This is a genomic window from Paenibacillus sp. BIC5C1, assembly GCF_032399705.1.
Taxonomy (GTDB): Bacteria; Bacillota; Bacilli; order Paenibacillales; family Paenibacillaceae; genus Paenibacillus; species Paenibacillus taichungensis_A.
On the sequence record NZ_CP135922.1, the window covers coordinates 4,070,509 to 4,087,632 of the forward strand.

General features: G+C 46.3%; 7 protein-coding genes. 1 reads left to right on the plus strand and 6 read right to left on the minus strand.

The genetic code is table 11. The features are described from left to right. Positions 1-152: 152 nt before the first annotated feature. Positions 153-917 carry a hypothetical protein gene (locus RS891_RS18080; protein ID WP_315792759.1) on the plus strand — a complete coding sequence of 255 codons (765 nt, stop codon included), beginning with the start codon at positions 153-155 and terminating at the stop codon, positions 915-917. Between the two features lie 200 nt (positions 918-1,117). On the opposite strand, the gene RS891_RS18085 is transcribed toward RS891_RS18080, so the two are convergent. The 6 genes from RS891_RS18085 to gnpA all read right to left on the minus strand — a co-directional run bounded on the left by RS891_RS18085 (position 1,118) and on the right by gnpA (position 17,113). Continuing rightward, positions 1,118-3,634, minus strand: coding sequence for a glycoside hydrolase family 38 N-terminal domain-containing protein (locus RS891_RS18085; protein ID WP_315792760.1), 2,517 nt, complete (start codon positions 3,632-3,634; stop codon positions 1,118-1,120). Positions 3,635-3,658: 24 nt separating this feature from the next. Then, positions 3,659-4,627 (minus strand): ROK family protein, encoded by a 969-nt coding sequence (locus tag RS891_RS18090; protein WP_315792761.1) that lies wholly within the window; start codon positions 4,625-4,627, stop codon positions 3,659-3,661. Continuing rightward, entirely contained in the window at positions 4,624-6,528 is a 1,905-nt protein-coding gene (locus tag RS891_RS18095; RefSeq protein ID WP_315792762.1) for a class I mannose-6-phosphate isomerase, read from the minus strand. Before RS891_RS18095 ends, RS891_RS18090 begins: the two co-directional genes overlap by 4 nt. Before the next feature lie 95 nt (positions 6,529-6,623). After that, positions 6,624-7,550 (minus strand): AraC family transcriptional regulator, encoded by a 927-nt coding sequence (locus RS891_RS18100; protein ID WP_113054369.1) that lies wholly within the window; start codon positions 7,548-7,550, stop codon positions 6,624-6,626. 103 nt (positions 7,551-7,653) lie between these two features. After that, positions 7,654-14,904 carry an endo-alpha-N-acetylgalactosaminidase family protein gene (locus RS891_RS18105; protein WP_315792763.1) on the minus strand — a complete coding sequence of 2,417 codons (7,251 nt, stop codon included), beginning with the start codon at positions 14,902-14,904 and terminating at the stop codon, positions 7,654-7,656. Positions 14,905-14,938: 34 nt separating this feature from the next. Beyond that, positions 14,939-17,113 (minus strand): 1,3-beta-galactosyl-N-acetylhexosamine phosphorylase, encoded by a 2,175-nt coding sequence (gnpA, locus tag RS891_RS18110; protein ID WP_315792764.1) that lies wholly within the window; start codon positions 17,111-17,113, stop codon positions 14,939-14,941. Positions 17,114-17,124: the final 11 nt, after the last annotated feature.

A 17,124-nucleotide genomic window follows, 5' to 3' on the forward strand; every position in this document is an offset into this window, starting at 1 on the left:
CTCCTGTACTTTTCTCTATAGTGAGTATACCAAAGGTATATATATGGAAAGAGCTTTGCCATTGTTTTTCCACAATTACACCAATATTGTGCCACACTCCTTCGGTAAATTGATAACTGTAAGACAAACCAAACCATAAGGAGTGTTACGAAATGAACTACAGTTTCAAATTCAGAAATGTTGCCCTGTCCGCCCTACTGCTCACTGCGATCTCCGCACCGATTGTCGCGAATGCCGACAGCGCCGCTAACACAAATGCTGTTACAAAAGGAACTGCTACCTTGCAAGAAGCGAAATCCGCCATTGCGACCTTTACATTGGCTAATCCAGTGGAGCAGGCCAAAAAGTACGCGCCAGAAACAGTAAGCGAATGGGAAAAAACGCTGGCCCGTTACAATAAACTGCTTTCACAAAACTATACATCCCGAGTAATGGCCACTTTGGTTGCTGTTGACGTAGACTCTGATGAATGGAAGAAAGTTTCCGAGAACGCCAAACCAGGTGAGATCAAAGAAATGCAGGCCTTAAAGCTTGAGGAAGGCAAACTTACGTCAGTTGAGAGTGTAAAAGCCGAAAAATTACCTAATTCCGAAAATAAGAACACCTTGTCTTTCTCCATTACCACAAGCAGTTCAGATCTGAAAGGATTAGTTGAGAATGCAGAATCTGGAGTGCCAATTGCCGTCAGCCCGCTGAATCTTGACGAAAAATCAACCGGAACAACAAGCGCGGTTATAGCAAATGCTGAAAGTCTTCAATTTAGCGGTACTACAGCTGCCAGTGCATTCTTCTTAGCACAAAGCAATTTGAATAATGCCGTAACAGCTAAGGACGAAGCTGCAATCAAGACTTCCCTTGCCGACCTTCTCAAGCAATACAAAGCACAAATTGCTGAACTAGAGGCAGCTCAAGAGTAGGTTTAAATACATTTCAGCTTTAACTACATCATTAAGCAAAGACGTAATCCTTACCCGAACTAAATGACCGGACGCCAACAACCAGCAAGCCTCCATATGGAAGCCTGCTGGTTGTTGGTTTATCGGCTATAAGCTATTTCTGTTATTGTTACCCACTGCCTACCCTGATCTTCAATGAGTCAGGGCTTTTGCCGTTATGTTTATTTTTCATTAACCCGGGTAACCACAAATGGCTCGTTCAACGCATGCAGGGCTGCGGCCATATCTTCAACCGAAAGGCTGCCGCCAGCCGAAATATGATATTGAAACTCATAGAAGCCGCCCAAGGTCGCTTTGAAATTCGTCTCCCAATAATTCGTCATCAGCCAGGCATAGGCTTCCGGTTGAGCGTCAGGCGCTTGCTGGGTGTGGACCTTTCTGGTCCCGTAATCCATCGTTCCCCATTGCACGAGAGGTGTGTCCGGGACAGCAAGCAGCAGGCTGCGGTCATTATCCTGCCAGGCAATGCCCGACTGTACAGCGGAATAGTCCAGGCAAGTTCCCGGAATCTGATCCTTCCAGGGGCGAACGAGGCCTCCTGGCTTGTCGGCAAACAGGGTAACTGGCCCAGTGCCTCCCGGGGTGAACGGTAGAGCCAGATAAACGTTCTCCGGATTCCAGATGCTCTCTTTATGGAACCGCGCCGAAATATCCATCCGGTTTTGACGGGTATAAATCCGCAAGTGCAGTGAAAAATAGGCGATGCCCTTGAGCTGATAACCAAGCTCAACGGTAGCATACAGCGGTCCATTATCCACCGCGCGCACAGAGATGAGCTGACCAACCGAACGCTCCACGTTAAGGCCTTTACGATTGCGTCCCATTTTGGAACGGACACTCCAAACCTGAGAAGCATCCGCAGGGTTCGCTGGATTTGTCACCTCATAGATGGGTGTAAACGCCCCATACAGATCATCCGCTTTCAACAGTTCGCGTCCTGTCTCCTTATCGATCCACGAGACAATGCCGCGCTCTTTCGACCAAGTCAAGCGTACAAAAGGGGACTCCAGCCCCGTTTGGCAAACGGAGACCGGCACTTGCTGTCCACCTGTCGTTAAGGAATACATATCCTCCATATCGTACACCTGGTCAGCGCCGATCAGCTTCGAATTGGAGGTTGACGTTAAGGAAGAAAGACTCTTCTGCGCTGCCAGAATTGGGCGCAGCATCAGTATGCAGCTCTCCATGCCCTGGAGCTTAAGCTCCGCAATAATCGTCTGTGGGTGGCTTGACTGCTGGATCAGCACCTGTCCCGTGTCCTCCCGGATTACTTCTGCTCCGTTCAATAGCTCATCCGGTTCCCATCCTTCAAGCTTCAACTCAACCAACTCGGTTACCTCCCGCTCCGAGAGATTCGTTACCTTGAAACGATAAGGGCGCCCCGGGTATAAGGTGGCGGCATTATCGGCAAGCAGCACCTGATCTAGCGCGCGGTAAGCAAGCCTGCTTGCCTCTGCGGCGTTAGCTGTCTTGCGAACCTCAAGCATCTGCACATTTTTGTGCCAAGGTTCATACACAGAAGAATGATAACCCCAAGTATGTTCCGCATAAAGAGTAAGCGCCTGCTCTACAGCCTCGATATCCTGGAGACTAACACTCTTCTGTTCAGGGTCGAGCTTTTCCACCTTGCGAAGCGTCCGCTGTGCGTCACGGTAAATCTGAGTGTGCATCGGTGTGGAGCTTACACCGTCCGACCACCAGTCTGGCCAATCGCCTTTATGCACAGGCAGACCGTCCGTCCCTTCCTCCTTCAAGCGGGCAAAAAAGCCGCTCAACGTGCTCATCTCCACGGAAATTCCCTCGCCGTTTTGACGGTTCCATGTATCAATCCATTCCATGATTGCGCTATTGGGCGATCCGTTGTCTGTGGGTAATCCGGACAGCATCATCGGCACGAAGTCATATGGATACTGTTCCGCCTCAAGCTGGGCCAAGTACCGGTGAATGCGAATATTGGCGATTTGATCATGAATGTTCGCCGGTTCCACAAGTCTGTGCCCGAATTCATCACGAATCATGTATTTGCCAAGCGCACCAGGGCAGAAGCCAAGCTCGTTGCCAAGCATGTAGTGGTCTCCATTCCAGACCAGCAGGCGTTCCCCACTTGGGGCTTCCCACCAGAAAGGAGACTGCTTGCGGCCCAGCGCATACATGCCGTGATGGGTATGTATACAGCTGAATAAATGTCGGATTCCGTTATCCAGCAGGCTGTCGGCATATCCCCAGCTGTAGCCGTTGATATCCGCCGTCATCGCACTGTCTATTGGGTGACCGATAGATTCGGCATAGGTCTGAGCTTTGCTGTGTATTTTGTTCAGCAACTGTAGGTCGGGCAGCTCGGTCATATTCAAATACGTGCCGGAGAGCTCGATATCGCCGCGCCGCACGGCATCGGCAAATGCAACTTTTTCCTCGTCTCGAGCCTGCTTCAAGAATTGCTCCACAGCCCAGAAGGTCTCACATGTCCAGCGGAACCCTTTCCACTCGGGGTTTACACCGTCATGAGCATCATTAACAATACGCAGTGCCTGACGGATAAAATCGATATGATATTGTTCAATCTTCTCCTGCCGGTCGGTATAACCAATGTCAGTATGGGAATGGTGAATGACATATATTTTCCATTTCCGTTCAAGTGTCGGGATGGCGGCCTGTTTGATTTGTTGTTCGAGTGTCATCTTTTTTTCTCCTTTATTGGTGGATTAGGTACCTTTTACGAGTTGGAAAATCCCGTGAAACACATGCTCCTGCATTTGTTTCTCATTATGCAGAGGCATCTTCTCGGGCAAGAGTGCTTCCGAAAGCGTCCCGCCAAATAGATCATGGGTTTCGGCAATTTGTCCCCCCAAGATCAGACGAGTGGGGCGAAACTCAGCCACGTACGGACGCAGCATTTCCCCAAGCCGCTGGCCGTAAAGCTGCCATACACGGATGGCAGAGTAATTTCCCTGTCTGGCCGCTATCGCCAGATGGTACACGTCCTCTCCCTGCCTTCGAGCATCATGGCTATCTGCCAAGGCCAAAATCCCTCGGCTTCCGAACAGATCATCCACGGTTCCTCCCTTGTATTGCTCGGCATACAACATGCCTGAGTCGGGAATTCCCCATTTTCCGCTGACAATGGACCGGTTCTCAACAAAAACGGAGCCAAGGCCCGTTCCCAATGTAAGGCAAAGCAATCTTTCCTGTGGAAAAAGCCTACTGACCCCCAGAGCGAACAGGGCAGCATCATTGCCAAAACGAATATCTGCGGCGGCAAGCTGGGTCATCCATTCAGGCGCGGAACCTTCTGATGCAAGCGCCGTTAATTCACTTCGCAGCAGTGTTTTTAAATTAACTTCATATAGCTGTTCGTATTTATTCAAACCCCGGATACGGGAAACACCTGTGTCGTATTCGAAAGGGCCGGGGAAAGCAAAGCCGATGTGAAATCTGGGAAATCTGACCCTGGTTCCTTTAACGGAACTTAGCTGCTGCATGTAGGCGAAGTATCCAGCTGCAAGCTCCTTAATCACGTCGACTAGGTTGACGGCAATTTCATACGCGCTACTGTCGGAGCGAGATGACCTTTTGACATAAAGTTGTGGTAGAAGATTCCCGTCACTCAGCACGACGGCACCCTTCAAAAAGGTCCCTCCGGCATCAATGGCAATCGTGACGTCAGGATTCATAAACGCTCACCAGATTTCCAGTGATGCGGAAGCAGAGACATGTTCCAGTCTGGCGAAACCTGTGCCCGGATCAGGGTGCATGGTCTGTCACTCAGACTTTCCAGACGGAAACCTCCGACGGAGGCAGGAACGATATACGCTTCGGCGTACCCCCACTCCACAGCTGCTGCCTCATCATCCAGTGGAGTCAGCCGCACACGGTCGCCTTCTACGAGGTTGAACATAACAAACTCTCCAGCCGTATCGTCGATCCACTCTCCGCCCAGTTTTAATCTTTTGATCTGAAAAAGCAGATCCTCCCGTTCGCCCAACAGCTCTTCCCTGCTGTCTCCCTGTACCCGGCTTTCCCTTGGAACCGCTATCAAATGCTTCTTAACGTAATCCGTATCAAACTGTTCCTGCATGTTGGCTCTGGCATGATCGCCGTTGATTGGACGGGGCAGTCCGTCTCTGTCCAGTCGCAAATGATCGTATATTTTGAAGGTAAACCACCAGGTTGTCGAAGAGATCTCCAGCACCAGATTGTTTTTACCCGAAAAATGTACGGCGCCCGGCGGGATCAGAAACAGGTCACCCTTATTCGCACCCCAAATATTTACATATTCTGGGATACTCAGCGGTTTTCCCAAGGTGTGGGCAGATTCAACCGCCTGAAGCAGCTCCTCCCCGGTTGTCCCCTCCTTGAAACCCAGTCCCACAAAAGGGTTGGCGCCTTCCTTCTGTTCCATAATGTAATAGGATTCCTGCTGCGTCATCGTTTCGTTGAAGGTCTGCTCGATGTAAGCCTGCTGGGGGTGGACCTGCAAAGACAGATGATCCCCGTCAATCGTATCGAGATAATCAAACCGGATTGGAAAATAGTCGCCAAACAGCCCGACATTGCGCTCGCCCATAATTGCTTCTGGATGAGCCGACAGTAGCAGTGGGAAAGGAAGCTCCAATATAAAATCCCGATAACCGATTAATAGCGTGTTCTCCGGTGCGATAGGTTCAAACCCCCATGCGCAGTTATTCCAATCCTTAGGCAGTTCGCATAGTTCTTTTAAATACTGTCCGCCCCAAATCCCTGGTGCAAAAAATGGCTTTACTCGAAAAGGCTGCTGGGCTGCTGAAGCCAAAAGTCGGCGCAGCATGGGGAGGGTGACCAAAACGGGTCGTTCCCTGTTGTTCGTATCCACGTAGTAGTCAAAATCATATAAGTGGTGTTTGCGATATCCCTCCCAGACAGGCCACTCCAGAAACAAGGCATGTTTATAGGTTTCTACCGTATCCCGGCAAGGACCTAATCCCAGAGAACCCATCCCCTGCTGATGCAGTTTCTGTTGTGCCTCTCTGGATAAGTCGCAAAACAGAGAAACGTTCGTTAAACCTGATGCTGTAGAAAGGAAACCAGCGCCTGGCCCAAAGGTCACAACGATGGGAGCTAACGGGTCTACGTTTGGCGATTGGGCCTCTGCATGTTCAGCGGAATGATAAAGCCGAAGTTGATCGTCAACATCACTGAGCCAGACTGACTGAGCATGTGGCCGGAAATAATCCTCAACGCTGACGTCCGAGGCCACAACGCCAAAAGCACGGTTATCCGTTAGGTAAGGGTGAAACTGCTGAAGCAAATCTGCAGAAGACTTTATATAAGCAGCGCTGTCTATTTCAATTAAAACCCTGCTATCTAGGTTGCAGCGCGACCGAAGTATTTCCAGACATTCGCTGAATGCGACACCATGCGTACCGTCAATGACCATATAAAAAGGAAGCGAATCATTCTGTACACATTCAGGCCAAATTTGATCAAGCCATTGTTCATACGCATTCCAGATCCCCGGTTCTGGCTCTTGGTCGGGATGAAGCCGAATGATATTGACTGGGTTGGTTTGAAAGGGCAAAGGGGCTATTCGGGGCATGTTTAAAACCTCCAACTCTATATCGATTTATGTTCATCATTGTATAGGGAGTTGGAGGTGCTGTCTTTAAACGATCAAGCTGTGTTTTTGTACAATCAGGACATGCGGGGTGGGTAATGCATTTTGCCAGAGCGGCCTTCGGCAAACTGATTGCGTCGGAATTTGGCCGGAGAAACACCAAGCTCGCGGGTGAAGATCCGGGTAAAATAATGCACGGATTGGAACCCGCACTGGATTGCGATATCTTTAATTGGTGTCTGTTCATTTAACAGGAGCCAGGTGGCTTGCTGCACGCGTCGTTCCTGAATATAGTGGACAAAGGACTGCCCCAGATTTTCCTGAAACAACCGGGTCAGGTGGCGGGACGAAATGTGGAGGTGCCTTGATACCGTCATAAGTGTAAGCTCATTGACCAGATTATCATCAATGTATCGTTTGGCCTGTCGGAACAACGTATTTGGTTCCATGGGCTGCTCTCCCGTGTCGGCCGAATCTGTTCGAGTCGGAACGTGCAAATCTGCTATGGATAACAGCAGAGAAGCGGAAATTTGCTTTACAGCAAGAGGAAGAGTTGCCCCAGGCTGGTCGAAAGAAGTAATGAGCGCTTGCCATAAATGGCCAGTTGGCGTAAGGTCCGCTTGCTGCGCTACGCTTTGCCCAAGCTCGGCAAGACGACGAAAGGATTCAGTATAATAAACATCTGTGTGGGCTTCATCCAGTTCGAAAGCCACATAAGAAAGTGTCAGTCCGGTCTGGCTGCGAATTTGATGCCATACACCTGGAAGAGATAGAAATGCTGTTCCTTTATTTAAAGCATAATGCTCGTTTTGTTCTATGTAGCTTCCTTCACCGTCTACCACATAACAAGCCTCAAAAAAGGAATGCCGGTGGAAGGCATTGTCGAAATGATCGGGCATGAATCCCCAATATAATATGGACAATGAAAGCCCTGTTTGCTCCACTTTTGTAATATAACGATTGCATATTTGATTGGCCCGGCGGAAGCTGGCTTCGATGGTCATGGCGTTTCTCTCCCTTCAAGCTCTCATTATACGTTTGCATAACAAAAAGGCAAACCGGAAGTCGGTCTGCCTTTTTGAATATGTTTCAACCAGGTAAATCAGATTAATCCGTTTGGCAATACGTTAATAATCTGCTCAATAAAACAGCTGCCTCAGCCCGGGTCAGATTACGTTTCGGATTAAGTTTGTGATCTGGTGTTCCTTGAATGAGACCAAGCTCAATGCAAATCGCTAATGCTTCCCTGGACCAAATTCCTGCCTTATCCGCATCTTTGTACTTAGACAGTACCATTTGTGTTGTATTGGAGGCTTCTGGCAATCTGCCTTTCATCTCAAGCGTTCTTACTATAATAACGGCCATTTCTTCACGGCTTAAGGGTTTCATAGGTTCAAATAAATTACCCGCATAGCCCTTAAACAAACCTGCATTCGCCACAGCACGAACATCATCCTTATACCACTTATCTTCTGTTACGTCTTTAAATGATGATGACCCATCAACCTTAAGACCCAATGCTCGAGTTAACATCGCTGCGATTTCAGAACGGTTTATCGTCAGATCTGGAGCAAATTTCTGATCATTCATTCCCTTGATAATCCCTTTGCTTACAAGAGCTTCAATTTCCTTGTTTGCCCAGTGACCAACCGTATCGAGAAATGCTTTGGGTTTGGTATTACCCGTATCCGGCTTAGTTCCAGTTTGGTTATCCTGATCAGACCCATTATTTGTTCCTGTACCAGGATTAGGCTGGATTTCGGGTTTCGTACCTGTGCTTGCATTTGATCCGGTGTCTGGATTTGATCCTGGGTTTGTTCCTGTTCCTGGATTTGTACCCGGATTACTGCTGTCCTTCGCTTTTACTTTGACAGTCGCAATCGCTTTAATGTCCGTCCCATTGACCGCGCCTTTCACCTGAAAACTACCTGCCTGTGCATAAAGGGAAGGATCAATCGCTTCCCATACAACGGTAGCATTCTCCGTCGTATCATTACTCAATGTCACAGTCACTTGCGAAGGCAATATCGGTCTCGATCCAGCTTCCGTTTCAACCTGTACGTTCTCAATGGATACGATGCTAACTGCTAATTTTTCTTTAATGTAGAAATCATCGAGAATGAAGGCGTAATCAGAAGTAGGGTTTCCAGCACCTTTGGATACCATTTTGAAAATAACTTGGTAATCATGTTGAGCACCAGTTATGAATTTTTTCTGGAAGCGAATATAACCCCCGTCTTCACCCGCTTTATTACCCGGATTAGGTAGCGTGCTCAGTGCTTCCTTCAGCACAATTTCACCAGTGGAGCGTGATTGTACAGAAACCTCATAACCAGCATACTTTTCTAAGGTGTAAATAAAGCCTAAGTCATATTCTGTGTTTGGTTCCATTTTCACGCTGGATTCATTCGTTTTTATTAATTTACCAACATCGGTTTCATTAACTTTCAACGAATTCTCCCCATCCAGTACCCAGGTCATTACAGGACCAACTTTGTTCTCAGATGCGGATACAACGGGATTGTTATCCTGTTTATTGCTCTGATCGGTTGCTATATGAATTTTTCTATCCCCACCACCGTATTCAAAAGGCCCCCAGCCTTCATATACATTTTCAAAATCCTCATATACAACGTAGCCCTTATTTGCAGGATCCTTCTCTACAGTTGTATGCTTCCAAATTCGCACATCATCAAATTGAACAGTACCCGCTCCCGGATCAGCAACAAGTTTAACTGTCGCGGAATGAATGCCTACCGGAACCTTGAATTCCACATTCATTCTTTGCCACTTGGTGTCCACGTACTTAAAGGAGGATTTATGGATGCCATCTTGACCTGTCACATCATTGGAATAGGTTTGACCATTAACCGTGACCTGAAGTGAGGATTTTCTCCCTTTCTCAGTCTGTGTCCACACTCCGACAGTGTAATCCTGACCAGGCTGCAATCCGTTAATCTCCTGTGAGATTACACCTGAATCACTGCCGACCTCTGCGTATCTGTTCCAATTCGATTTGTTCATTTCTTTAGTGATATCGTATTCTGTATCCCCTTGAACAGTCTTGATTGTAATGTTTGCTGGATCATCGACTGTCCATGAACCGGGAACATTGAACTTCTCTGAATTGAAGGCAAAATCCTTGATCAAACTGCCTTCTCCCCAGTTCCCTGCATTAGGCACCAAAGTCAGGGCATCAGCAGATGCTGGATACAATACATAAGGCGTATTTTTCTTTGCCTTCGTAATCGTAAGAGATTCATTCCGGGCGACCAGCGTATCCACTAGAACTTTACCTTGTTGGGTCAATTCGTACATATTAAACTGCTTCACATCTTTAAATTCATCCGTCAACTGCCAGGTGGTCGTGTTACCTGTTGTGTTCCAATGATACAACTTCGCACCATCGTTAACACCCAAGGTTTGATTAGCTTTGATATCCCAAACCCATGGAATTAACGAGTTAGCCTCTCCTGTATGGCGCACTGATTCATCGGTAGTTGTCCCGGTATCTTTCCAAGAGGAGATCAGCTTGCCATTCTTGGTAAGCTCTATCATACCGGTGGATTTATTTCTCTTAGAGACGACATCATGATCAAAAGTTACTTGGTCTTCTTCATATTTCAGCACACCGAAATGCTGCATATACTTCGTCGGCAATACTTCATTGAAGAACACCGTTACACCCTGCTGTATGTCTGGCTTAGAATCCCCCCAAGTGGTCACACCAGGGATTTTTTGTCCTTTAAATAAGGCGTTCCCCACAAAAATATCGAGATTGTTCTTCACCATTCTAGAAAGGATACTCTTGTTGCCTTTATTGGGATATCCCAAATCCGGACCCCAGTGAACGAAATCCACACCCGGTTCTATCGGACCGGAGAATTCTGTTCCTACTTTGACTCCAAGTCCATTGGCATATTGCAACAATTTATAGGCATTGTAGTCATTGCCGGTATACACGTCTACATAATAGAAATCCAACACAGGATCTTTAGGGTTATTGGCGTCCTTGGTGAGATTATACAGATTGGTTAACCGTGATTTCAGTTCACCACTCAGGACATCCTTCGTTTGATCTACATAATAAGCCGTATCGATCCAATCCCAACCTTTGGATAATCTATCTAACTTCGGTCCATCTGTAGCCCCAGTTAGATTGGAGTAATCCAATTCGTTGGCATCAAGATGGTATTCGGTTGCATTCAGATGCACGCCGACGTGAAGGTTGTACTTATCCCCCTCATCGATCAAATAATTGAAATCATCCAATCCACCTTGTCTTACACCAATATTGGAGTAGGAAGGAATATCATCATCATGCCCCTCCGCCTGATACCCCTTATGCAGAATCATCTGTCCAAAACCATCTGTAAAATTATATAGAACTTTTCCCGTATCCAAACTGTTCAAGAACGGATCATTGGCTTGGCTGGCAAAGTTGAAGGCAATGTACATCATATTGTTCTTCATATCCTGCGCGCCAAATGGCTCATTGTAAATTTCCGTTCGGTAAGCAACAGCCGCATCCTGCCAATCTGTCTTATCGTCGTTATTGCGTTCCCCAGTAACGACCACTTCATACCATGGTAACTCTTCAGTTTCACTACTTTGAAGATGTCGGTACGTCCAACTGCCTGGCTTCACCGTTATTTTATTGACAAGTGTTTTTTTCTCTGTGGTAATTATCAATTTATTGCCACCGCTCATGACGTTGTCCTCTGCTGATGCTGCCAGGCCATCTCCACTCACCATAGCCATCGTTACACCTGTTGAACCGCTTTGCTTCATAAGAGACATATCGTCAACCAATTCCTCCGAGACGCCGTGCCACTCCCCGTTTGACTTACTCCATGCATATGATGCATCTTTCATTGAACTATTCACATGGATCAGAGCGTTGTTCATTTGAATCGAACGCACTAGGAAATCCGGGCCGTCGGAAATTTTATCCATTTCAAATCGAACTACATTGTTCGCCTTTGCCTCGAGATGCCCATCAATCACAACGCCGATCTCATCAAAAGTCATCGTGTACTGATATGTGCTAGCGTTCTCTTTCTTCGACACTGTACGTGGTACATAATCCTTATTATTAATCTTCACGCTATTCGTTTGCTCCACGTCAGCCTGCAGCGTGTGATGATCCACTTGATATTCTACAATGCCTGGAAAATCCTTATATATGGTAACGCTCAGACCATCTTTCTCAATCGTATCTGTTTCTTGCGCCAGCTTCAGCTTAGGTAGCGACTCCAGTTCCACCATTTTGAGGTTACTCAGCGTCATTTGTTTGGTTCCATACCATGAACGAACACCAAACCAACCCGGCACAACAGCCATCGATTCTTCAGATATTGAACCCATATCCGTAACTACGCCATCAGGACCCGTAATGTTGAGACTAACCGTTGTTCCCACCAGACGAAGCTCAATATGATAATTTGTATTTGCTTGCATCTGATACGTATTCGGAAAGGATATCTCATTCCCGTTACTTGTTGTGACCTTCCACTTGCCATTAATATCATGAACGACACCTACATATTTGTCAGCCGCCGAACCTCTCACGATAAAACCATAACGGCCACCATCTGCTCCTGCGGAAACATTCGTGTTAAAATCAAAATTGAGTAGCTGATCATTGAATTTAGGGCTATCCTTATCCACGGCTAATGAAACCCCTGGCATGTTCAATTGGATTTGGCTGTTTCCACCCGCGAGTACCTCTGGTTTACTGTTATCAAGAGGACCCCAGTTCTGCACATTATAATCTGGTGCATACACGCGAACCTCTTCTGCAGTGATCGCGTCTATCTTGGCTTGAATAGCATGGGTCGCAGAATTGTAGATGCCAAATGAACCTGGTGTATATCCCGTTACATTCACACTGCCAACCCTAATTCCATTCACGTAAAGACCTAGCTTGTTCTCGATCATTTCTACACGTAGCGTGTATTCTTTGCCAGAAGCAAGTGCAGTAGTAGCGCCAATCGCCAAGGCATCATTACTGCCTTCCAGCTTGTATTTCCAATTTCCCGGACTTTCCTCGTAAATCACGATATTTCCAAGGGTAATCCCCGCAGCTCCATCCGCCTGCATTTTCACTTGATATATACCGTTGGGTACTGGATTTACATCCTTATTGACAGCAGCCGTCCCAGCATCAAACATCCCTTGCAAATATCCATTTGCAACTTGTGGCGTATCCTTGAATCCTTCCCAATTCACGATTGGATCACCTTCATAATACTCTTCATATCTCAGTTTACCGGCATGCGGTGAAGACGTATTCATATCAAGGAATTCTTCAGTAAAAACAATATTATCAATATACATGTAATTCTGCGCAACTATCCCAAAAGACCCTTCCCCGAATTGCTGCCCTGCCGGTAAGTTGGCATGCAATGTAGCACCATTAATACTTAAGATTACAGAATGATCAGAGTATTGAAGTCCAACTTTGTTCCATGTATTAGGTAAAGGATTGAATTCCATCGCATCAGAAATGACAAAGTCAGTGCTGGTTCCATCCTTATTCAACAATACCCATTTCGTGCCCTCATATTTAACAATAGCACCCTCACCTATAACAAATCCGATATCCGTTGTTGCTGGCTTCACATCCAACATATATGTGGCGCTTTGCAAGGACGGTGCATCCAAGTTCATTACGTTGTCTTTGATATTGGAAAGTCTCAAGACCCGATTACTACCTTCGGTAATAATAGTGGAATCAGCACCAGTCCAAGTCCCTTTAATTCCATCCTCAAAATCATTACTGTATTGTGCAATTTGTTTGGGTTCAATGATCTGATTCGTATACTGCACATTGTCGATTTGTAGCTCTACAGTGCTTCTAATGCGAAGTCCGAAACGTCCAGCTGCTTCAGAATACTGTTCAAACGAAATGTCGCCAATCCGCTTTTTATTCAAAAAAACCGTTATTTTCTTACCATTAAAATTAAACATGAGATTGTTCCAACGCCCTTGAATCGGATAAGGAATCTCTTGCTTATCTCCCCAGCCCGTATTGGACTCCGGTATCCAGCTGCTTGGATCAACCCCTAGTTCATTGAAAATACTTGCTGAATCATTCATTCTGAAACCAAAAGCAAATCCTTGTCCGCTAACCAATTTGTCCGGATTAACCAGTTTGAAATCTAACGAAAGAGTTCCTTGTTGAATTTGTGGCGAATCCAGATCCACACCTCGTTCACTAGATCCTTTTTTAAGGGAAAGAACTTTATTGCCCGTAATATCCGTCACAACCGTAGCTTTCAGCCCCGACCAATGGGGTGTATAATTTGTGTCTTCATAATCTTGAACATAATTAACAATGTTTGCAGGTTTCTCCTTCGTCCCCACACCTTCAATTCGCAAACTTTTGATCGCAATCTCTCCTGTAGCATAGCGCTTATACAGCCCGATCTGCCCTAATCCGGATAACGAACTCAATAAATCAGTATTCTTATTGTAATAAGTCACGTCGTCTACAATGATCAAAAGCTTCGTACCATGAAAGCCGATCTGAATGTGATAATCTGTGTCCATTTTTAGTTCTGGTCCGTCAAATGTTTCCCACTTACTTGTACCATCCGGACTCTGAATAACCCATGTTGTGCCGGCATCATAACGAATAGCTACGCCTTGGTTACTATCATTAGATCCTAGAACAAATCCAATATTGCTTTGATTTGTGCTGTTATAACGCATCGTTGTATCTATGATTCCTCCGGAGAGCCAGGGAGCCTTATCCCATGTGGCTATAGCTCCACTGCCACCCAGATTGTTAATTGTTACTGTCAATCCATTGTTTACTGAAGTTGTTCCATTTCCTTTGACGAAAGTCATGGCTTCCGGTTCCATAGACTGATAGTTGTTTGTGTAGGAAACAACCTCTTGGCTACTTGGAACATTATTTTTTAATTCATCCAGGAATGTACCTATATCTACATTTCCTGTTGTTTCCTTACTCTTTTCAAGAACCGTGACTGCAGCTTCAGCTTTAATACTCGTTCCCTCTACAGATCCCTTTACGGTAAATGTCCCTACCTGCTCATAGTTAGAAGATTCGATTGAATCCCAGCTCACCATGACTTCTGCGGTAGTGCTGTCACTGTATACTGCTTGTATTACTGATGGGATTACTGGCTGCTCATCAACGAATGTTTCAACATTAATCGGAGGAATGCTTTCGATCGTTTTTTCCTGTGACACAATCGGCAAATCATCAAGTTCTTCTGAATTAGCATGAGCAGTATTGCTTGGGAGTACCATCAACTGACTTGAAGCAACCAATAAAACCATCATCCAAATCCATAATTTGAATATCATTTTATTATTTTTGCTGAGCATCAAATCATTCCTCCTACAATAGAATGCTGGATTTTTATATTTCGTACCACTTGATCTCATTTGCATCCAGCTTCAGTGAGAAGCTGGAGCCATCACCGCGGTAAACGACGGTCTCCTGTGGCTCATACGTATTATTCACCACGCAGTATTTGCCCTTTTCCACATAAGCATGAACCTCAACATTATAGTTCTCACTGAACCAGCTGTTCAGCTCCTGATCGCTGCGGGCGCTCCAGAGGATCGCACGGTACAGCAAGCGGCTGTTCTCGAAGCTGTATGGTAAACCGCTTATATATACGCTTCGCCCGTCACCGAATTCGTTCACCGCGAGTTGGACTTCCTTGTCCGTTTGACGGAGAATCGTAGTGCCTTCAAGGGCAAAAATATTTTTTTTGCCTTCTCCAAAGTCGATTTCCTTGCTTCCATCCGGATTGGTTTTACAATCTGCCGTAATGAAATGTTCATGCTCATCCCAGTTATATTTGTCATAACCTAACGTAAAACCGCGTTCTTCCTCTACACCGAGAATATTGGCCAGTTGGAAAAAGCGCCCGTTCGCTTGGTGTGCTGTGGGTTCGCCAACACCGATAAAGCCACCGCCTTCATAAACAAACCTTTTTACAGTGGTAACGATATCCGTATCCAGCCACCATTCTCCGCCCGTATAGGCCGTATCTGCATCTCCGACGTTTAATATGACGTCAATATCATCCAGGACGGAAGGGTTTTCTTTGATATCGTCGAAGCTGATGAATTTTACATCAAAAGGTGCGCCAGAAAGAGCTTCAATAATACCGGCATAACTGTAATTTTGCTTGTAATAGAGTGCATGATGGACCATATGGTTGCCCCAGGCCCGCATTTTGCCCCAACAGTTAAGCACGGCTACCGACTTGATGCAATACGGCGTCGTTCCCTGTACATTGTCATAGAGCGTACGGAACTCATCCGTAACGCTTTCTACATATTCAATAAACTCGGGAAAATCAAGGGCTAGCTTAAGATATCCGCCGTAGCCAATCCGATCGATCGGTTTGCGGAGAATCGCACGTCGCGCGGTGACCCAATTTACTTTGGCTTCCTTTACAGGGTCCCCGCCTGTATGAAAGGTATCCGGGAAAAAGTAAGGTAAGAAACGGCCTTCCGTATATTGCACGCCTGGGATATCGCTGATCAGTCTTAGTGTTGAACCGTTACCTACACTGCCAACTACGGCATCCAGACCGATTGATGCAAATTCCTCCATGAAAGGCTCTGTGCCGATCCAATGATCACCCAGGAACATCATGGCCTCCTTGCCGCATTCATGGGTAATATCGACCATTTCTTTGGCAAGCCTCGCCACTTCACGGCGCTGGAATGCTTGAAAATCACGGAACTCTTTCGTAGGAATTCGATAGGTGTTGTTGTAGTAACCTTGGTCGATAATAAATTCAGGTCTGAATCGGTAACCGATCTCTTCCTCAAACTGTTCGAGGATATAAGGACTTACTGAGGCTGAATAGCCGTACCAGTCCACATATTTTTCACGAGCGAGCTCATCAAAAACCAAGGTGAATTGGTGGAAAAAGGTTGTATACCGAATCACATTGACATAAGGATGATCTTCGATAAAATTGCGGACTCGCTCCATCGTGTACTTACGAGTCTTCGGTTGACGAACATCAAAGGTAATTTGATGCTCGACATCTTTCCATTCATTGGTGACCGCATTGTACATATGAACCGGATCCCACATAATATAAGCCAAGAAACTAACGGTATAGTCATGGAACGGCTGGGTTGTGATGGTCACATCACCGATTTTGTCGTCATAGTTCCATTGTTCGGTCGGAACAACCTCGCCGGTTGTACGATTGATGACTTCCCACCAACGCTGAATATCATCTCGACAATTCACTTTGAGCATGTCGACATAAATCCCCTTCATAAGGGAAATGGACATGCTATCGCCTTCAGCCGTATGAATGGGGGTCATCAAATACATTTGTTGAATCTCATCAGGGTTGGCATTTGCCCATACGTTATCCTTGCGGGTTGTATAATAGGTGGAATAGACCTTGGCATCGATATCCCGCAGCTCGGCGGGAAAGTCGGTTCCATCACAGTCGCGCACAGCGTCGGCTCCCCAGCGTTTCATGATCTCCAGGGTTTGCGGAATAACGTCTAAATCAGTAGGGATCGTTACACGTCCTCTTTTGGTACTCATCGTTGAAAACT

Excerpts from the sequence above, each read along its gene's own strand:
- RS891_RS18090 (WP_315792761.1), bottom strand. The coding sequence starts at position 4,627 with ATGAATCCTGACGTCACGATTGCCATTGATGCCGGAGGGACCTTTTTG.
- gnpA (WP_315792764.1), bottom strand. The coding sequence starts at position 17,113 with ATGAGTACCAAAAGAGGACGTGTAACGATCCCTACTGATTTAGACGTT.
- RS891_RS18085 (WP_315792760.1), bottom strand. The coding sequence starts at position 3,634 with ATGACACTCGAACAACAAATCAAACAGGCCGCCATCCCGACACTTGAA.
- RS891_RS18095 (WP_315792762.1), bottom strand. The coding sequence starts at position 6,528 with ATGCCCCGAATAGCCCCTTTGCCCTTTCAAACCAACCCAGTCAATATC.
- RS891_RS18100 (WP_113054369.1), bottom strand. The coding sequence starts at position 7,550 with ATGACCATCGAAGCCAGCTTCCGCCGGGCCAATCAAATATGCAATCGT.
- RS891_RS18080 (WP_315792759.1), top strand. The coding sequence starts at position 153 with ATGAACTACAGTTTCAAATTCAGAAATGTTGCCCTGTCCGCCCTACTG.
- RS891_RS18105 (WP_315792763.1), bottom strand. The coding sequence starts at position 14,904 with ATGCTCAGCAAAAATAATAAAATGATATTCAAATTATGGATTTGGATG.